The 19,589-nt window shown below is 54.9% G+C and carries 19 protein-coding genes; 6 read left to right on the forward strand and 13 right to left on the reverse strand.

What is annotated here, in order from left to right; all coding sequences use genetic code 11:
* Nucleotides 1-81 precede the first annotated feature (81 nt).
* Nucleotides 82-135 carry a mgtA regulatory leader peptide MgtL gene (gene mgtL / locus BZK40_RS24955; protein WP_223240846.1) on the reverse strand — a complete coding sequence of 18 codons (54 nt, stop codon included), beginning with the start codon at nt 133-135 and terminating at the stop codon, nt 82-84.
* Between the two features lie 191 nt (nt 136-326).
* Between mgtL and treR the strand changes: the two genes are divergently transcribed.
* From treR to nrdG, 5 genes are all read left to right on the forward strand, one after another.
* Entirely contained in the window at nt 327-1,274 is a 948-nt protein-coding gene (gene treR, locus BZK40_RS08130; protein WP_032942194.1) for a trehalose operon repressor TreR, read from the forward strand.
* Between the two features lie 157 nt (nt 1,275-1,431).
* A complete protein-coding gene (treB, locus tag BZK40_RS08135; RefSeq protein WP_079934458.1) occupies nt 1,432-2,850 on the forward strand; it encodes a PTS trehalose transporter subunit IIBC in 1,419 nt (472 codons plus the stop codon).
* Nucleotides 2,851-2,899: 49 nt separating this feature from the next.
* Nucleotides 2,900-4,552, forward strand: coding sequence for an alpha,alpha-phosphotrehalase (treC, locus tag BZK40_RS08140; protein WP_079934459.1), 1,653 nt, complete (start codon nt 2,900-2,902; stop codon nt 4,550-4,552).
* Nucleotides 4,553-4,960: 408 nt separating this feature from the next.
* A complete protein-coding gene (gene nrdD, locus BZK40_RS08145; protein ID WP_048215057.1) occupies nt 4,961-7,099 on the forward strand; it encodes an anaerobic ribonucleoside-triphosphate reductase in 2,139 nt (712 codons plus the stop codon).
* Between the two features lie 159 nt (nt 7,100-7,258).
* A complete protein-coding gene (gene nrdG, locus BZK40_RS08150; RefSeq protein WP_048227187.1) occupies nt 7,259-7,723 on the forward strand; it encodes an anaerobic ribonucleoside-triphosphate reductase-activating protein in 465 nt (154 codons plus the stop codon).
* Between the two features lie 33 nt (nt 7,724-7,756).
* Here the strand turns inward: nrdG and BZK40_RS08155 are convergent, their stop codons facing one another.
* The 11 genes from BZK40_RS08155 to pmbA all read right to left on the reverse strand — a co-directional run bounded on the left by BZK40_RS08155 (nt 7,757) and on the right by pmbA (nt 17,374).
* On the reverse strand, nt 7,757-9,670 hold the full coding sequence (locus BZK40_RS08155; protein ID WP_079934460.1) for a BglG family transcription antiterminator: 1,914 nt from the start codon (nt 9,668-9,670) through the stop codon (nt 7,757-7,759).
* Between the two features lie 21 nt (nt 9,671-9,691).
* On the reverse strand, nt 9,692-10,432 hold the full coding sequence (gene dagF / locus BZK40_RS08160) for a 2-dehydro-3-deoxy-phosphogluconate aldolase (protein ID WP_071446755.1): 741 nt from the start codon (nt 10,430-10,432) through the stop codon (nt 9,692-9,694).
* Nucleotides 10,429-11,547 (reverse strand): DgaE family pyridoxal phosphate-dependent ammonia lyase, encoded by a 1,119-nt coding sequence (locus BZK40_RS08165; protein ID WP_079934461.1) that lies wholly within the window; start codon nt 11,545-11,547, stop codon nt 10,429-10,431. Before BZK40_RS08165 ends, dagF begins: the two co-directional genes overlap by 4 nt.
* Nucleotides 11,531-12,664: an amidohydrolase/deacetylase family metallohydrolase gene (locus BZK40_RS08170; RefSeq protein ID WP_079934462.1), complete on the reverse strand. Its 1,134-nt coding sequence runs from the start codon at nt 12,662-12,664 to the stop codon at nt 11,531-11,533. Before BZK40_RS08170 ends, BZK40_RS08165 begins: the two co-directional genes overlap by 17 nt.
* A gap of 113 nt (nt 12,665-12,777) precedes the next feature.
* Complete coding sequence (locus BZK40_RS08175) at nt 12,778-13,422, reverse strand: DUF4310 family protein (protein ID WP_003830379.1); 645 nt, start codon at nt 13,420-13,422, stop codon at nt 12,778-12,780.
* 11 nt (nt 13,423-13,433) lie between these two features.
* Nucleotides 13,434-14,210: a DUF4311 domain-containing protein gene (locus BZK40_RS08180; protein WP_003025764.1), complete on the reverse strand. Its 777-nt coding sequence runs from the start codon at nt 14,208-14,210 to the stop codon at nt 13,434-13,436.
* Between the two features lie 22 nt (nt 14,211-14,232).
* Nucleotides 14,233-14,532: a DUF4312 family protein gene (locus tag BZK40_RS08185; protein WP_003025762.1), complete on the reverse strand. Its 300-nt coding sequence runs from the start codon at nt 14,530-14,532 to the stop codon at nt 14,233-14,235.
* A 2-nt stretch (nt 14,533-14,534) separates the two neighbouring features.
* Nucleotides 14,535-14,897: an SFCGS family glycine-rich protein gene (locus BZK40_RS08190; protein ID WP_003830384.1), complete on the reverse strand. Its 363-nt coding sequence runs from the start codon at nt 14,895-14,897 to the stop codon at nt 14,535-14,537.
* Nucleotides 14,898-14,907: 10 nt separating this feature from the next.
* A complete protein-coding gene (locus tag BZK40_RS08195; protein WP_003025758.1) occupies nt 14,908-15,216 on the reverse strand; it encodes a glycine dehydrogenase in 309 nt (102 codons plus the stop codon).
* A gap of 332 nt (nt 15,217-15,548) precedes the next feature.
* Nucleotides 15,549-15,935: a cytochrome b562 gene (gene cybC, locus BZK40_RS08200; RefSeq protein ID WP_003025756.1), complete on the reverse strand. Its 387-nt coding sequence runs from the start codon at nt 15,933-15,935 to the stop codon at nt 15,549-15,551.
* Nucleotides 15,936-16,021: 86 nt separating this feature from the next.
* Nucleotides 16,022-17,374 carry a metalloprotease PmbA gene (pmbA, locus tag BZK40_RS08205; protein WP_003830385.1) on the reverse strand — a complete coding sequence of 451 codons (1,353 nt, stop codon included), beginning with the start codon at nt 17,372-17,374 and terminating at the stop codon, nt 16,022-16,024.
* Between the two features lie 95 nt (nt 17,375-17,469).
* Between pmbA and yjgA the strand changes: the two genes are divergently transcribed.
* On the forward strand, nt 17,470-18,021 hold the full coding sequence (gene yjgA / locus BZK40_RS08210) for a ribosome biogenesis factor YjgA (RefSeq protein WP_008786039.1): 552 nt from the start codon (nt 17,470-17,472) through the stop codon (nt 18,019-18,021).
* 99 nt (nt 18,022-18,120) lie between these two features.
* On the opposite strand, the gene mpl is transcribed toward yjgA, so the two are convergent.
* Entirely contained in the window at nt 18,121-19,497 is a 1,377-nt protein-coding gene (mpl, locus tag BZK40_RS08215; RefSeq protein ID WP_079934463.1) for a UDP-N-acetylmuramate:L-alanyl-gamma-D-glutamyl-meso-diaminopimelate ligase, read from the reverse strand.
* Nucleotides 19,498-19,589 lie beyond the last annotated feature (92 nt).

Here is a 19,589-nt window from a genome sequence, read left to right on the forward strand (position 1 = left end):
CCTGGTGGCAATATTAAAATCACAACAGGGACGTCAGAACGTCACTGTCTTACTGCTCCGGTAAGACAGTGAAAGACAGGCTTACCGGAAAGGGTTGTTTCTCCATCTCGGGAGAGGGGTGGGATCGGGATCCATATAGCCTCCGGTAAGTGAATGATTTGCGTCGCGGATTATACGCAGAAAACCATAAGGTTTGTGGCAATTATGGCGGTATGATAAACCATGGAAACTAAACCAAACGTATACCAGACTTTGCCCATTGCGCCGCGCTTGAGTAAAGTTATTCTCTATTTGGCATAACTTCACACGCAACACGGGAAAACAGGATGCAAAATCGGCTGACCATTAAAGACATCGCCCGCTTAAGCGGTGTGGGAAAATCAACCGTTTCCCGTGTGCTCAACAATGAAAGCGGCGTGAGTGAACGCACCCGCGAACGCGTTGAGGCGGTGATGAATCAGCACGGTTTTTCCCCTTCCCGCTCCGCACGCGCCATGCGTGGGCAAAGCGACAAGGTGGTGGCGATTATCGTCACGCGTCTGGACTCGCTTTCAGAAAATCTCGCCGTGCAGACCATGCTGCCCGCCTTTTATGAACAGGGCTACGATCCGATCATGATGGAAAGCCAGTTCTCGCCCGAGCTGGTTGAAGAACATCTCGGCATGCTCAGACGCCGCAACATTGATGGCGTGGTGCTGTTTGGTTTTACCGGCATTACTGAAGCCATGCTCGCCTCCTGGCAGGATTCTCTGGTGCTTCTGGCAAGAGATGCCAAAGGCTTTGCCTCCGTCTGCTATGACGATGAGGGTGCCATTCGTACCCTGATGCAGCGTTTATACGAACGCGAGCATCGCCATATTAGCTTTCTTGGTGTTCCGCATAGCGATGTGACCACTGGTAAACGCCGCCATGAGGCCTACCTGGCATTCTGTAAAAAACACAAACTACATCCTGTGGCCGCGCTGCCGGGTCTGGCCATGAAACAGGGCTATGAGCAGGCCGCCAACGTCATCACCCCGGAAACCACCGCCTTAGTCTGTGCGACGGATACCCTTGCCCTTGGGGTCAGCAAATATCTGCAAGAGCAGCGGATTGAGAACCTGCAGTTGGCAAGCGTGGGCAGCACGCCGCTGATGAAATTCCTCCATCCGGAAATTATCACCGTCGATCCAGGATACGCCGAAGCCGGGCGACAAGCGGCCTCGCAGCTGATCGAACAGATCAACGGCCGTAGCGAACCACGACAAATCGTTATTCCTTCCACCCTCTCCTGATCGCTTTCTGAGCATTAATTTGTGATCTTCGCTGCGTTTCGGGAACGTTCCCATTTTTAAATATTCATCGAAGATATACTCTGGCGCCAACAACGAGAGAGTTGCCGAATGACGACGCAACAGCGTCTTTTCCGGTCTACGGGGAACACACACCATCATGAGCAAAATAAAACAAGCAGACATCGACCGGCTGATTGAGCTGGTTGGCGGGCGCGACAATATCGCTACGGTGAGTCACTGCATTACTCGCCTGCGTTTTGTGCTGAATCAGCCTGCAAACGCCAGACCGAAAGAGATCGAATTGTTGCCAATGGTCAAAGGCTGCTTCACCAACGCCGGGCAGTTTCAGGTGGTAATTGGCACCGAGGTGGGCGATTACTACAAAGCGCTGTTGGCGACCACCGGACAAGCCAGTGCCGACAAAGAGCAGGCAAAGAAAGCGGCGCGGCAGAACATGAAGTGGCACGAGCAGTTGATTTCTCACTTCGCGGAGATCTTCTTCCCTCTGCTGCCAGCACTGATTAGCGGCGGTCTGATCTTAGGTTTCCGTAACGTGATCGGCGATCTGCCCATGAGTAACGGGCAGACGCTGGCGCAGATGCATCCTTCGCTGAAAACCCTCTATGACTTCCTGTGGCTGATTGGCGAAGCGATCTTCTTCTATTTGCCGGTCGGGATTTGTTGGTCGGCGGTGAAGAAAATGGGCGGTACGCCGATCCTCGGTATTGTGCTGGGCGTGACCCTGGTTTCTCCGCAACTGATGAACGCCTATTTGCTCGGCCAGCAGGTACCAGAAGTATGGAACTTCGGCCTGTTCAGTATTGAGAAAGTGGGCTACCAGGCGCAGGTCATACCGGCACTGTTGGCCGGGCTGGCGCTAGGGTTTATTGAAACACGCATGAAGCGCATCGTTCCGGATTACCTGTATCTGGTGATCGTCCCGGTGTGCTCGCTGATCCTTGCGGTATTCCTTGCGCATGCCTTTATCGGTCCATTTGGCCGCATGATTGGCGACGGTGTCGCGTTTGCGGTCCGTCATCTGCTGACCGGCAGTTTTGCTCCGATTGGCGCGGCGCTGTTCGGCTTCCTGTACGCCCCGCTGGTGATCACCGGTGTGCATCAGACCACGCTGGCTATCGACATGCAGATGATTCAGAGCATGGGCGGCACGCCGGTATGGCCACTGATCGCACTGTCGAATATCGCTCAGGCCTCTGCGGTGGTCGGGATCATTATCTCCAGTCGCAAACACAACGAACGTGAAATTTCCGTTCCTGCCGCGATCTCCGCCTATCTCGGGGTAACCGAACCAGCAATGTACGGGATCAACCTGAAATACCGCTTCCCAATGCTGTGCGCGATGATCGGCTCCGGTCTCGCCGGACTGCTGTGCGGCCTGAACGGTGTGCTGGCGAACGGGATTGGCGTCGGCGGTTTGCCGGGCATCCTCTCCATCCAGCCGACTTACTGGCAGGTCTTTGGCATGGCGATGGTCATTGCGATTGTCATCCCAATGGTACTGACCTCATTCGTTTACCAGCGTAAACACCGTCTGGGCACATTACAGATTGTCTAACTTTTCTTCGGGGCGCAGTTGCGCCCCAGCGTATTTCCAGGAAACAACCATGAATATTCCCCACTGGTGGCAAAACGGCGTTATCTATCAGGTTTACCCCAAGAGTTTTCAGGACACCACCGGCAGCGGCACCGGAGATTTACGCGGCGTGACGCAGCGCCTCGACTATTTGCAAAAGCTGGGCATTGATGCCATCTGGCTGACGCCGTTCTATATTTCGCCGCAGGTTGATAACGGTTACGACGTCGCAGACTACACGTCTGTCGATCCGGCCTACGGCACGCTGGAAGACTTTGATGAACTGGTGGCGCAGGCGAAAGCGCGCGGCATCCGTATTATTCTCGACATGGTGTTTAACCACACCTCAACCCAGCACGCCTGGTTTCGTGAAGCGCTGGATAAAGACAGCCCGTATCGTCAGTTTTATTTCTGGCGCGACGGCACGCCAGACTGCCCGCCAAATAACTGGCGCTCCAAGTTTGGCGGCAACGCCTGGGGCTGGCACGCCGAAAGCGAGCAGTACTATCTGCACCTCTTTGCTCCGGAGCAAGCCGACCTGAATTGGGAAAACCCGGCGGTACGCGCCGAGCTTAAGAAAGTATGCGAGTTTTGGGCCGATCGCGGCGTGGACGGACTGCGCCTCGACGTGGTGAATCTTATCTCTAAAGACCAGGACTTCCCGAACGATCCCGACGGCGATGGACGGCGTTTTTATACCGACGGCCCGCGCGCGCATGAATTTTTGCGTGAGATGAACCGCGATGTTTTTACCCCACGCAACCTGATGACGGTCGGCGAAATGTCTTCCACTACGCTGGAACATTGCCAGCAGTACGCCGCACAAGATGGTAGTGAACTGTCGATGACCTTTAACTTCCACCACCTGAAAGTGGATTACCCCAACGGTGAGAAGTGGACGTTAGCAAAACCCGATTATGTGGCGCTAAAAACCCTGTTCCGCCACTGGCAGCAGGGCATGTACAATCAGGCCTGGAACGCGCTGTTCTGGTGTAACCACGATCAACCGCGCATCGTGTCGCGTTTTGGCGATGAAGGTAAATACCGCGTTCCGTCGGCCAAAATGCTGGCGATGGTGCTGCATGGCATGCAGGGCACCCCCTACATCTACCAGGGTGAAGAGATTGGCATGACCAACCCGCACTTCCGCCAGATTACCGATTATCGCGATGTGGAAAGCCATAACATGTTTGCCGAGTTGAACGGCCAGGGACGCGATGCGCAAGAACTGCTGGCGATCCTCGCCAGTAAATCACGCGATAACAGCCGCACGCCGATGCAATGGGATAGCAGCAAACACGCGGGCTTCACCTACGGCGAGCCGTGGATCAATCTGTGTGACAACGCAGCAGACATCAACGTGGCGGCAGCACTGAACGATACCGACTCGGTGTTCTACACCTATCAGAAGCTGATCGCCTTGCGCAAAGCGGAGCCGGTTATCACCTGGGGCGACTACCAGGATCTGCTACCGGACAGCCCGCATCTGTGGTGCTATCAACGAGAGTGGCAAGGGCAGCGGCTGCTGGTCATTGCCAATCTGAGCGGTACCTTTCAGAGCTGGCAGCCAGCCCAGACCGACGGAAACTGGCAGGTGCTGATGCACAACTATGCCGAGGTTGCCAGCCAACCTGGGGACATGACACTGCGTCCTTTTGAGGCCGTCTGGTGGTTGCAAAAATAGCTTGCAATTATGTTCAGGCCCGGTACGCATAGCGCTACCGGGCGTTGCTACATACGCTTAGCTTAGCTTCCTGTTTTTGTTGAATAATTAATCAGAATTTTCTGCCCACAATTTACAATCGCTGTACTGCCCGTCATCTGTACGCTCCGATTTTTACTTTGCGCTACATCAAATAAATCGTAAACATCCTTGATGCAAATCACTACATATAGAACTTAAAATGCACGCCGACCCAATATGTTGTATTAATCGACTACAATTGCTACAACTACAGTGCACCGTTTAACGGTGGAATTGTGGATAAAGTGGGTCAGGATTGCGGGAAGTCATTGGCCAGATAGATGAATAAAGCCATGACCGCTTCCCCAACCTCTGTGGATAACCTGTTCTTATAAATATGGAGTGATCATGACACCGCATGTGATGAAACGAGATGGCTGTAAAGTGCCGTTTAAATCAGAGCGCATCAAAGAAGCCATTCTGCGTGCAGCTAAAGCAGCGGGAGTCGATGACGCAGATTACTGTGCCACCGTCGCAGAAGTCGTTAGTAGCCAGATGAATGAGCGCAGCCAGGTCGATATCAACGAGATCCAGACAGCGGTAGAAAACCAGCTGATGTCTGGTCCGTACAAACAACTCGCCCGTGCGTACATCGAATATCGCCACGACCGTGATATACAGCGTGAAAAACGTGGCCGTCTGAACCAGGAAATTCGTGGTCTGGTTGAGCAAACCAACTCTGCTCTGCTGAACGAAAACGCCAACAAAGACAGCAAAGTGATCCCGACCCAGCGCGATCTGCTGGCCGGTATCGTCGCCAAACACTATGCGCGTCAACACCTGTTGCCGCGTGATGTCGTCCAGGCGCACGAGCGTGGTGATATTCACTATCACGATCTCGACTACTCTCCGTTCTTCCCAATGTTTAACTGCATGCTGATCGACCTGAAAGGTATGCTGACGCAGGGCTTTAAGATGGGTAACGCGGAGATTGAGCCGCCAAAATCCATCTCCACCGCGACGGCCGTCACCGCGCAAATTATCGCGCAGGTTGCCAGCCATATTTATGGCGGTACCACCATTAACCGTATTGACGAAGTTCTCGCACCGTTCGTGACCGAGAGCTTTAATAAGCATCGCAAAACCGCTGAAGAGTGGCAGATCCCAGATGCCGACGGTTATGCGCATTCCCGTACCGAGAAAGAGTGCTACGACGCATTCCAGTCCCTTGAGTATGAAGTGAATACCCTGCATACCGCCAACGGTCAGACGCCGTTCGTCACCTTCGGTTTCGGCCTGGGAACCAGCTGGGAATCGCGTTTGATCCAGCAGTCCATTCTGCGTAACCGCATTGCTGGCCTGGGTAAAAATCGTAAAACCGCCGTGTTCCCGAAACTGGTGTTTGCTATTCGTGACGGTCTGAACCACAAGTTTGGCGATCCGAACTATGACATCAAGCAGCTGGCGCTGGAGTGCGCGAGCAAGCGTATGTATCCGGACATCCTGAACTACGATCAGGTGGTTAAAGTGACCGGCTCGTTCAAAACGCCAATGGGCTGCCGCAGCTTCCTGGGCGTATGGGAAAACGAGAACGGCGAACAGGTTCACGATGGCCGTAACAACCTCGGCGTTATCAGCCTTAACCTGCCGCGTATCGCGCTGGAAGCTCATGGCGATGAAACCACCTTCTGGAAACTGCTCGACGACCGTCTGATCCTGGCGCGTAAAGCGCTGATGACCCGCATTGCGCGTCTGGAAGGCGTGAAGGCCCGCGTTGCACCGATCCTGTATATGGAAGGGGCCTGCGGCGTACGTCTGAAAGCAGATGATGACGTGTCTGAAATCTTTAAAAACGGCCGCGCGTCGATTTCTCTGGGTTACATTGGTATTCACGAAACCATCAACGCGCTGTTTGGCGACAAACACTTGTACGACAGCGAGCAGCTTCGCGCTAAAGCTATCGCCATTGTGGAACGTCTGCGTCAGGCAGTCGATCAGTGGAAAGACGAAACCGGCTACGGCTTTAGCCTGTACAGTACACCAAGTGAAAACCTGTGCGATCGTTTCTGCCGTCTGGATACCGCCGAGTTTGGCGTGGTGCCGGGTGTTACCGACAAAGGTTACTACACCAACAGTTTCCACCTCGACGTGGAGAAAAAGGTTAACCCGTACGACAAGATCGATTTTGAAGCGCCGTACCCGCCGCTGGCGAATGGAGGTTTCATTTGCTACGGCGAGTACCCGAACATTCAGCACAACCTGAAAGCACTGGAAGACGTCTGGGATTACAGCTATCAGCACGTGCCGTATTACGGGACCAACACGCCAATCGATGAATGCTACGAGTGCGGCTTTACCGGTGAGTTCGAGTGCACCAGCAAAGGCTTTACCTGCCCGAAATGTGGTAACCACGACGCCGCGCGCGTGTCGGTCACCCGCCGCGTATGCGGTTATTTAGGCAGCCCGGACGCTCGTCCGTTTAACGCCGGTAAGCAGGAAGAAGTGAAGCGCCGCGTTAAGCATTTAGGTAATGGGCAGATCGGTTAATTTCGACAGTATTATTGCCTGGCGATGTGACGCTTTTCGCAAAGCAATTGGCGCCAGGACAAGGCGGCAAGCAAGCGAATCCCGGGGAGCTTACATAAGTAAGTGACCCGGGTGAGCGAGCGCAGACAACGCAGTAATGGCGTCAATTGAGAAGCGAAAATGCGATACCATCAATACTATCCTGTCGATATCGTCAACGGCCCAGGAACCCGCTGCACCCTGTTTGTGTCGGGATGCGTGCATGAATGCCCTGGCTGCTATAACAAAAGCACCTGGCGACTCAATTCCGGCCAGCCGTTTACCAAAGAGATGGAAGACAAGATCATTGCCGATCTGAACGACACGCGAATCCCTCGCCAGGGTATTTCGCTGTCCGGCGGCGATCCGCTGCATCCGCAAAACGTGCCGGATATCCTGCAACTGGTACAGCGTATTCACGCTGAGTGTCCGGGGAAAGATATCTGGGTGTGGACCGGCTACAAGCTTGATGAACTCAACGCCGCACAAATGCAGGTGGTGGATCTCATCAACGTGCTGGTCGATGGTAAATTTGTGCAGGATCTTAAAGACCCGGCGCTGATCTGGCGCGGTAGCAGCAACCAGGTTGTACATCATTTGCGTTAACTTTCAGGCGGTAAATATTCTGTTATCCGCCTCTCAAAAACGGCTCACACACTCCATCGCAACCGCTTTGAACTCGGTGAAATTGCGACACGCGCAGAGTCGCGTCATCGCGCGTTCGCGCAGGAAGGTGACGAAGATATCGTAGATAGCCATCGCCTCTTCGTATTCACTCTTGCTGATGGCGAGCAAGAAGATCACGTGGGCCGTTTCATCTCCCCAGGCGATACCCTGCGGGGCGAGGATGGTGTAGACCACCGTTTTCTTTGCCAGCAGACCAAGGGCGTGCGGCAAGGCAATGCTGTCACCCAGCATGGTGCTGACGATGGCCTCACGCTCAACCACCGAATCAAGAAACTCCGCGTCGACAAAACCTTCATCCTGCAACTGACGGCATAAGGTTTTGAACAACGTTTGTTGATCCATTGGCTCGTCAATCACACGAAAATGGGCGGCATCGAAGAATTTGTTCAACATCCACGGACGGGTTCTGTCGACCAGCACCAGTTTGCCAATCTGCTCCAGCTGATAATCGGTAGGGAATGGCGCAATCATCACCACCGGCTTATCTTTTTCACCAATCCGCGCGGTTGAGATGACAAAATCTTCGCTGATGCTTTCCCGCTGTTCGTAGTCGCGAAGCGTTACGGTATCGACGATCTCTATCTGCGGATACTTACGCGCCAGTACCGCTTCAATCATCCGCGCCATCGCATTTCCGGCATCGCATACCAGCAGAACCTTCGGCTGCCTCTGGTAACCGATGTTGTAACTACGCTCCAGCCCGACGCCAATATGCAGCACGAGGAAGCCAATCTCATTTTCACTGATGGTGTACGGCGTATATTTTCCCCATCCCGAGACGGCGGCCAGCGTCATGTCCCACGCCATGGGGTAGTGCTGTTTAATATTTTCCAACAACGGATTGGGGATCATTATCTGGTAACGCACCCGGGTGATCATCGTCTTAATATGCGTCAGCAGGTCAGCATGCAACTGTTTATCATTCAACAGGTTGTAGTTGTACTGGGTGTTGATAAAACGCAGGATGTAATTGACCAACGCTTCGTCATCATCCGCATTGATAGCACTGGGCGCGATCTCCTGAACCTGGCGGGCAGCAATATGCACCTGTAGCCAGTTTTCTTCGGAAACGGAAAGCGGTTTGTCTGCCAGGCGGTGCAGTACCGCCGCGATTTCCCGCGTGGCCAGGCACACCGATTGATCGGCCTCTTCTGCGGCAAAATCCGGGAGTGGATATCCTTCGCTAATCCGCCGTACCGCCACCGCGCAGTACAAGCGTAAAAACAGCTCGCCCTCATCGGTCAGACGAATATGGAAACGGGCAAAAATGTCCTGCAAAACGGGTTGCAACTGTTCAGGAAGCCCCGCATTCAGCGCTTCTTGCGTCACTAACGGATGCTGCGGATCCTGCTGCGCCAGCGTCCACAGCAGATCGGTCAAACAGGCGCGGATCGCCATTTCGCTGCCGAACAGCTTCATGCCGTGACGGGGACGCGTTTCCAGCGTCAGATGATAACGTTGCAGATGCTCGCGCACCTCAGCCATATCGTTTTGCAGCGTCGCTCGGCTGATAAACCATTCATCAGCCAAATCTTCCAGCTTCAGCGAGAAAGCCGACGTCAGAAAACGCACCACCAGCCAGTGTATCCGTTCCTGGCTGGTGCGTGGGATGCGCAGCAACGTATTGGGCTGCTGCGTTTGCAGGGTGTGAAAGCTTGCCGGGTCGTCAATTTTGAGCTGATATCCATTACCCCGGCTGAGGACAAACTGTGCGCCATACTGGGTGAGCAGCGCGTTTAGCGCGGTGATATCCGCCCGTACGGTGCGTGTGGAAACCGACAACCGCTGCGCCAGCTCGTCCTGTGGAAGCGCTTCGTTTTGCAACATGGCAAACAGCTGTGCTAAACGTTGGTTGGGGAATCGCACGTCAGTTTCCTCATCAGTCAGTTAGCCTACGCAGGCCCGGGTCATCGCCATCAGTTGGCGTACGTCGTCCGGACGAGTGTTACCACTCACCTTATCAATAATCGAACTATAGATGTGAGGAATGATTTTACTCACTCCGGCATCGAGGGCAATTTGCAGGATTTCAGTGAAATTATCCAGATCGATACCGCCGGTTGGCTCAAGCCAGAAGTCATGACGGGCGCAGGCCTGCGCGACCGCAATGTACTCGTCACGGCATTTCAGGCCGCCCATCGGGAAGTATTTAATTGAGCTACCGCCCATGTCTTTGAGCAGCGCAATCGCGGTTTCTACCGGCACAATACCGTCCGGCGACTGGCTGCTTAGCGGACCAGTGGAGATTTTCACCCTGCCCGGCGTGCCGGTTGGCGAGACCAGACCATTGACCACTGTCTCCTGCTGGCCCAGCAGCGCGCGACTGGTGGCCACGCCGGTAAAGACCTGATTGACATGCTGTGGCTGCACCTGACGGGAGATTTCACTGACCATCGCCGACTGGTTAGGATCGCCCGCCCCCAGCCCCACGGAGAGCGCATTGTCGATAAGGGCCGCGTATTCACGCATATCCGCTACCGCGCTTGCGACATCCGGGTAATTTTTTGACAACACGCCAACCAGCACGTGTCCTTCCGCCGCCGCATAAATGTCCCGGGCATTTTCTTTGGAGCCTGCCAGCACGTTCAGGCAGACGCGGTCACGATAAAAGTTAGGGGTCAGTTTCATGCGTTTTTCTCCTGCGAAATCACTTCACCAATTCGACGGGCCACAATCTCCAGCTGCGCGCGATCGACGCTGCGCACATCGGCTTCGATAATGCCTTCATTGGCTTTGTAACCACGGAAGTAAATCGCGTACTCCCCCTGTTTCAGCGCATCGACCAGTTCCCCCGTGGCGATCCCGGTGACCGCTTCATCAAACTTAATTTCCGTGCGCGCGATGTCGCGCCCTGCACTATCCCACACCACGCGGGCGCTCACGCCGTTAAGCTGGTTCAAGGCATTAATGAACGGCGTCATTTTCTCGACCATCTCCGCGCCGCTCTCTTTCTGCGCGTTCAGATACAGTTCGATGGCGCAGGTCAGGCCAAGAATCCCCTCTTTGCCCACCTTCATCGCCCGGCCAATTCCCGCCGTCTGGCGCTTCACCCACTCAACGTATTGGGTTTTACCAATCACCAGACCACTGGTTGGTCCTTCTATCGCCTTGGCGCCGCTATAAATCACCAGATCTGCACCAACCCGGTAGTAGCACTGCAAATCCTCTTCCGCCGCCGCGTCCACGATCAGCGGCAGATTATGCGTACGCGCCACCACCGCAGCCTGCTCCACGCTGAGCATACTTTTCTGGACGCAGTGGTGAGATTTGATATACAGAATGGCCGCCGTACGCGGTGTAATGGCCGCCGCCAACTGCGCCGCGGAACATTCGTTGGCATAACCGGCTTCCACTAACTTGCCGCCGCCAAGCGCTACCATGGTGCCCACCGGTGCGCCAAAGTTGACGTTGTGACCTCTGGGCAGCACGATTTCGTTGTTCTCGATGGGCGTGACGTGCAGGTTCTCCAGCAGCCAGTCGCTGTCTTTAACCAATACGCCAGCCACCGACAGGGCGATCCCGGCCGAGGCGCAAGAGACAACCGTTGCCCCCTCCACTTCCAGTAATTTCGCGATGTAGTCGCCGGTTTTATTGACCAGGTCTTTCATCTCGAAATATTGGTTCATCCCCGCCATCGCGGCTTCAACCACTACTGGTCGCGGCGTGGAAACGCCGAGCGCCGTCATGCGGCCGGAGGTATTAATCACCTGTTTTAAATCGTATTTCTCAAAAATTGAAGGCATGTTCCGCGCTCCCTTGTTCGGTCATATAGCCCTTGCCCGCACGTATTGCGGCAAGCGGCACCAGCAGTTGTTCAGCCTGCAGGCTGTCGTTTTCTGCATCTACCAGCACGGTTGGCTGGCGCTTAAGCGTAAAGAGGGTTAAATCGGCGTCCAGACCGACCAGCAGCCGCCCCTTCTGTTTCAGGCGCAGACCATCGGCGGCATTGGCGGTAACGCATTCAATGACCTGCGGAAGCGACATCCCAATGGCGAGGAATTTCGACATCACATTCGCCAGGGAATGCACCGGGCCGCTGATACGGTTACGACAGTAAATATCGGAGCTGATGGTGTGCGGCAAAATACCCAGTTCGATAGCGCGTTTTGCCACCGCAAAGCTCAGGCTGGCGGTGCCATGCCCAACGTCCAGACGCACGCCGCGTGAAATCGCCCGCGTCACTGACGCCCGCAGCTCGCCTTGCGGCGTCAGAATGCGATTCGGCTTACCGTTGTAACAGTGGGTAATGATGTCACCTGCGCTCAGGCGCTCGGCGATCTCATCCAGGTCCGGCGGGTTGTTGCCGATGTGCACCATCAGCGGCAGATCACCGTTCTGCGCTTGCATCGCTTTGGCGCGATCCAGCGGCGTGATGCCATTTTCACCGACTACGCTGCTGCTCATACGTGCCTTCAGACCGACGATAAAATCAGGGTGGCGTTTCACCGCCTCTCGTACCGCATCAGCGTCAATATTGGCCATGTTGGCCAGCTCGTTCTGGGCAATAAGCCCAACGCGGGAGATATTCAGCAACGCGTACACTTCGGTGGCAGCTTCCCGGGTCAGGGTGTAAAAATCGTCGATGTCATCCGCCCCGGTACTGCCCGCATCCACTACGGTAGTGACGCCGGTCGCAATACCAACGCTATCCGGCTGGTCGTGGTAAATCGGGGATTTCGGGTAGCAATGAACGTGGGAGTCAATCCAGCCTGCGCTGACGTAGCACTCACCGCCCAGCTCGATGGTTTTCAGCGCCGGGCCATCAACGTCACCCAACGCCGCGATCTTGCCGTCTTTGAGCGCAATATCGCTCACCGTATCGTCAACGAGGCGCGCACGGCGCAGGAGTAAATCAAACATGTCTCTCTCTCCTGTTGAAATGGGGGCGGTCGTGTAGGCCTGATAAGCGCAGCGCCATCAGGCGTCATTGCCGAGTGGCGGCTGCGCCTTATCCGGCCTACAACGACACACCATCAACTAATGGCAATCGGGAAGATGGACCCGAGGATCATCGCGCCGAGGATCGCCCCGCCGGTAATCGGTTTTTGCCACAGGTAAAACAGCAGCGCGCCTGCCAGAGAACCGATTCCGATAGGAATCGAAGCCGTCATCGCGCTGAGGATAATCAACGGCCCGAGGAAGCGTCCGGAGGCGTTACCGGCCCCCATCATGACGTCCGCACCGTAGGTCGAGTCGCTCTGGTTGATGGTGAACTTACGCGCCAGAATGATGATGTAGCCAATCGCCAGACCAATCACCAGACCGGTGACCAGCGAGGCGGCGAAGTTGGCGACCGGGAAGATAATGCCCGCGCCCAGCAGCAGCGCCGGAACACCTAACCCAACCCCGGTCTGAATCGCCCCGCCGATATCCAAAATCCCCACCAGCGAACCTTCAATGATGCGGGCAAACAGGAAGCTTGCGCCAAATGCCGCCACTGCTCCGTAGGAGCCGGTATCCATTCCCGCCTTCAGCATCGCCACAAAAGCCACTTCGTTAAATGCGCCAATACCGTACAGGTAGTACATGTGTGTTCCGGCAAACACGCCAGAGGAGAGCAGGCCCACGAAGATCGGGAACGACCAGTCAGCGAACCAAAAACCTTTATTCTGTTCCATGATGACCTCCGTTATTTGCCGCTGAGCGAGTTGTGGATAAGTTCGAGCCAGTTAGGCACGGTCAGATGGAAGGATTCGATCATCTTCATGTCGAAGCCACGGAAGAAGCCGCTCAGGACAAACAGCGCGACGATAGCCACCATCATCACTTTAGTGACGTGGTTCCAGCCGCTCTCTTCAACACCTTTGCCGATCAGAATGCCGAGAACCAGACCCGGAACGGCGTTACCCATGATCAGCTGCGCCGCGCCGCCAAAAACGGTGGCCCAGAAGCCAGATTTCTTACCGGCGTCGATCGCCGCCAGCCAGAAGATTACTGGCATCACGGTGTTAACCAGCAGGTTAGCCGCAGGTACCAGTACCTTGACGGCGGTAACCTGCAACGCTTCCGGTACGGATGATGCGGTGAGGTTCAGGAAGGTCACCACGATCATCCCGATAACGCCGCAGGCAATTGCCATGCGTTTGGGGTCGTGCAGCGTTTCACCGACGTTGCGATTTTTAATCATCAGCGCGGCGGCGCCCCAGTTGGGGATGATGCGATGGTCGACGTCCTGCGTGAACGCCCCCGCCGCAACAGAGGAAGCCCAGGCGTTAAAGAAGAAGCCCAGGCCGAACGAGAAGTGAGAAGCCGGATCCCCTTCGCAGGAATTCAGTTCTCCCAGAGTACGAAACGCGCCCATCCCTTGAGTGGTAGGCGCATGAAACATGCGTGCAGCCCCAGCGCCGACACCAACGCCAACCAACGCGCCGATGATGAGCGATTTTATTAATATTATCAGGAACATAATTATGCCTTTTAATAGAAAATCAGCGTTGCGTAACGAAATCCACCTTGTCGAGATTGATGGCAGTCACGTTGACGGTCACGTCCAGCTCCACGCTGAAAGTGCGTCTTTCCCGGCGCAAAAAGAGGAATAAAAACGCCTCTTTACGCACCGATTCACGCGCTTGAACAACCTGCACATCCTGTGGCTCAATACGCAGTAAGATATGCGGCGACGCTTTCATCACCGCAGCCTGAACGTGGTTCAGGGCATCGGCAAAGGCGCGAGCTTTGGTCTCGCCCTTACCCGTGACTCTCACCGTGGTGGTGAATTGCTCTTTCATGCTTAAGCGCCGTGTTTCTTTTGCCACGCCTGCACCAGGCGCTCGCCGAGCTCTTCTTTGTCCATAAAGCCGAATCCCAGTACGTTGCACCCTTCGTTGATGGCGGTTACCCCTTCATCGACCGATCGCATGCCGTATTTCGCCTTGTAGCCGTATTTGGTCTGCGCGGTAATCGCACCCGCACCACCGCTGCCGCAAAACGAGATACCAAAGGTGGCGTTTTCCGCTTTCATCACGTCACCCAGCTTCATATCTGCTGCAACGCCCGGCACCACAACGGCACGACCACCCGCTTTCTCTACGCCTGCCGCCACTTTCTGGCCTTTACCCAGACGATCGCCAATCACTACGGTAATCTGTTCCATCTTTTGCTCCTTAAAGGTTGTCTTTCGCGACTTCGAAGTGCACCGACAGCAGCCAGGCCTCTTCCTCAGGAAGATTGCCAAACTCGGCGACCACGTCGCGGGCAAGCGCCATTGATTCGGCAGATATTTCATCAAACAAGCTGGCATCGACCTCTGGTAAGGGTTCACCCGTTACCGAGCGGTGCGCCATGGCGCGAACATGCGACGTCAGCATCTGTTCCTGTACGGCGTTGGGAATAATGTTGCGTTCACGCAGCAAGGCATACACCTGCGCCAGCATGCGGTCGGCCAGTTCCACCGATTCCCCCATGTCATTCATTACAGCTCCGTTATTCACTCGTCTTACCCCGTTAATGTCTCTGAGGGTAAATTAACGACGGAGGTTATGAGTTTGTAGCGAGTTGTTTTCCACTTCGAAGTGGAAAGGTGTGCAGCGATAGTGATCTGTGCCGCAAAAAGAGCTGGAACCACGATTTATCACTGGAAGAATGTGATTGAGATCGCAAGAGCGAGCAGAAAAATGGAAGGAAGTGCGAACAATGAATGGGCGATAAAAATGAAAAAATGTGATGGGGATAGCGTTTACTTATGGGACGTGCAGTAGCGGGGTGTTGTATCCGACCTACGGGTATGCAGGCCGGATAGCGCAGATTAGCGGAACTTCTTGTGGTTTTCGTTGCGCGTGGTTTTCAGCTCTTCCGCAACAGCTTTCGCCTCTTTAACTTTACCTTCGTTCGCCAGCTTCAGCGCGCCGTCAATCTGGCCGATCAGCGTGTCAAAACCGTGACGGAAATCCTTCATCTCTGGGCTGTCCGGGGATTTGTTTTCCAGCTTCGGCGGCGTTCCCTTTTGCGCGTCCAGCGCAGCTGCACGCATTTTGGTTAACGCATCTTTCAGTTCAGTCGCATTATCCGTTTTTTCGACGATTTTCAGGTTGTCGTTGAGGATCCCCATATCGTCTTCAAGATCGGCTGCAAACGCAGAAGAACCAAGAACCAGCGTTGAAGCTGCGACGATCGCTAACAGGTGTTTACGCATTGCTCACTTCCTTTTTTATTATTCAAAAATAAACAAACGCCAGATACCCTCAATAATTCACGCCACAGCTTGAAGTATGACGGGTATTATTGCCCGGCGATCTTCATCTCCGGCAACAGGACCGAACCACACTGAATATTACTGCGCGTTTCAATATCGTTGCCGACGGTGACGATATTACGCCACATCTCTTTTAAGTTACCAGCGATGGTAATTTCACTCACCGGGTACTGAATTTCGCCGTTTTCGACCCAGAAGCCCGCCGCGCCGCGCGAGTAATCGCCGGTAATGCCGCTTACGCCCTGTCCCATCAGCTCGGTAACCACAAGACCTGTGCCCATCTCTTTGAGCAACTGCTCGAAGCTTAGACCCTGTCCCGGAATTCGCCAGTTGTGGATCCCGCCAGCATGACCGGTGCTCTTAAGCCCCAGCTTACGTGCAGAATAATTGGTCAGCAGCCACTGAGTCAGCACACCGTCTTTAATAATGTCGCGGCGTTCGGTCCGTACGCCTTCGCTGTCGAACGGTGAAGACGCCAGCCCTTTCAGCAGGTGCGGATGTTCTTCAATGGTCAGCCATTCCGGCAGAATTTGCTTGCCCAGCGAGTCGAGCAGGAAGGTGGATTTGCGGTACACCGAGCCGCCCGCAATGGCGCCAACCAGGTGTCCGAACAGTCCGGTCGCCACTTCATTGGCGAAAATCACCGGCGCTTTCATGGTGGAAAGCTTACGCGGAGACAGGCGAGATAAGGTACGGCGAGCGCAGTCTGCCCCCACCCACTCCGGCGTTTGCAGATCGCCCATCGCCCGGCCAATGGTGTAAGCGTAATCACGCTCCATATCACCATTTTCTTCTGCAATTACGCAGCTGGAAAGGGAATGGCGCGTGGAGCAGTAGCCCTGCAGCATACCGTGGCTGTTGCCAAACACTTTGATACCATAGTGGCTGTTAAAGCTGCCGCCTTCGGTGTTGGTGATGCGTTTGTCGGCCTGCAACGCCGCCTGTTCAGCGCGGGCAGCCAGTTCGATAGCTTCGTCAGGGGAAACTTCCGCCGGGTGGAACAGGTCCAGATCGGGCGCATCAAAGGCCAGCAGTTCTTTATCTGCCACGCCCGCACACGGATCCGGCGAAGTGTAACGTGCAATGTCCAGCGCGGCCTGCACGGTGCGTGCAATCGCCTGCGGGCTTAAATCGGTGGACGATGCGCTGCCCTTACGGTTCTGGTGGTAAACCGTAATCCCCAGTGCACCATCGCTATTGAATTCGACGTTCTCCACTTCACCATAACGGGTGCTGACGCTAATACCCGTGGTCTTGCTCACAGCGACTTCCGCGCCATCCGACTTACCTGATGCTAATTCCAGTGCCGTCGAGACTGCTTCTTCCAGAATCTTACGCTGCGCTTCAACTTGTGAGATTACTTTCATCGCAAATGCCATAATGTAGAGAGAGTTTCTCTGAAGTCTAACAGAGAACCGTTTTTCAGTGCGCATCTTAACTGGTAACATTAGCCTCTTTTTTTAAGGAGCCTGACATGACTAAGCAGCCCGAAGACTGGCTCGACGACGTTCCCGGTGATGACATCGAAGACGAAGACGATGAAATTATCTGGGTCAGTAAAAGTGAAATAAAACGTGACGCCGAGGAGTTAAAACACCTGGGTGTGGAACTGGTAAAACTGGGGAAAAACGCGCTGGATAAAATCCCGCTCGATGCGGATTTACGTGCCGCGATTGAGCTGGCCCAGCGTATTAAGATGGAAGGTCGCCGTCGTCAGCTGCAGCTGATTGGCAAAATGTTGCGCCAGCGCGATGTTGATCCTATCCGTCAGGCGTTGGACAAGCTGAAAAACCGTCACAACCAACAGGTCGTTGTCTTCCATAAGCTGGAGCAACTGCGTGACCGTATGGTTGACGGTAGCGATGAAGCTATCGAAGAAGTGATGAACCTGTGGCCTGACGCCGACCGTCAGCAACTGCGTTCGCTGGTGCGTAACGCCAGGAAAGAAAAAGCGGGCAACAAGCCGCCAAAATCTTCCCGCCAGATCTTCCAGTATCTGCGTGAACTGGCGGAAAACGAGGCGTAACCTCTTCGTCCGCCGAAAGTGCCGGATGGCGGTGCAAATACCTTATCCGGCCTACGATCCGTTGTAGGCCCGGTAAGCGTAGCGCCACCGGGCATTTTTTTACTCTTCTTCTGCCTGAGCTTTCTTCGCCAGACCATCCAGCAGTTTTTGATGAATACCGCCAAACCCGCCGTTGCTCATCACCAGAATGTGATCGCCAGGCTGTGCGGTTTTCACTACCATATCTGCCAGTGCATCCACATCGCCGCTCCAGTGTGCCGGCTGAACGCAGGCTTCAGCGACTTCTGCTACCTGCCACGGAATGTGCGGAGGTTGCAGCAGGAACACTTCGTCTGCACGCCCTAACGACGGCGCCAGGTCATCTTTGCACAGGCCCATTTTCATGGTGTTCGAGCGAGGTTCCAGCACCGCGATGATGCGCGCCGTACCACCCACTTTACCGCGCAGTGCCGCAAGCGTTGCCAGAATGGCCGTCGGGTGATGGGCAAAATCGTCATACACCGTCACGCCATTGGCTTCACCGCGCAGCTCAAGACGGCGACGGGCGTTGATGAACGAGCCCAATGCATTGGCCGCATCCGCAGGCACGACGCCAACATGACGCGCGGCTGCAATCGCCATCAGGCCGTTGTGCATGTTGTGCTCGCCCACCAGGCCCCACTTCACTTCGCCGACTTTTTCACCGTCCAGCCACACTTCCCACTCGGAGGCATCGGTGGTCAGCTTTTTCGCCTGCCAGTGACCTTGTTCGCCCACCAGCTCTTGTTCGCTCCAGCAGCCCATCGCCATCGTCTGTTTCAGATTGATGTCGTTTTCCGGGTAGATGATGCGTCCGTGGCCCGGCACGATACGCACCAGATGGTGGAACTGTTTCTGAATAGCTTTAAGATCGTCAAAGATATCCGCGTGATCGAACTCAAGATTATTGAGGATCAGCGTGCGCGGGCAGTAATGTACGAATTTAGAACGCTTGTCGAAGAACGCACAGTCGTACTCATCCGCTTCAATCACGAAGAAGTCGCTCTCGCCGAGGCGCGCGGAAACCTCAAAGTTGCCCGGAACGCCGCCGATCACAAAGCCAGGTTTATAGCCGCAGGCTTCGAGGATCCAGGTCGCCATCCCGGCGGTGGTGGTTTTACCGTGCGTACCCGCAACCGCCAGTACCCAGCGATCGCGCAAGACAAAGTCATGCAGCCACTGCGGGCCTGACATGTACGGAATGTTCTTTTCCAGCACCGCTTCCACGCACGGATTACCACGGGTCATGGCATTGCCGATGATCACCAGGTCCGGCTGCGGGTCGAGCTGGCTGGCATCGTAACCCTGAATCAGATCAATGCCTTGCTTCTCAAGTAAGGTACTCATCGGCGGATACACATTGGCGTCCGAACCGGTTACTTCATGACCGAGCGAGCGCGCCAGCATCGCCAGACCGCCCATGAAAGTGCCACAAATTCCCAAAATATGAATGCGCATACGTCACTATCCTTTTTTAATCTGGGGGCCATTTTACGCACATGTCCGGCAAGTGAGAAACGCATTTCAGGATATTCCGCAGTTTGCTGGCG

This window comes from Citrobacter portucalensis (assembly GCF_002042885.1).
Lineage (GTDB): Bacteria > Pseudomonadota > Gammaproteobacteria > Enterobacterales > Enterobacteriaceae > Citrobacter > Citrobacter portucalensis.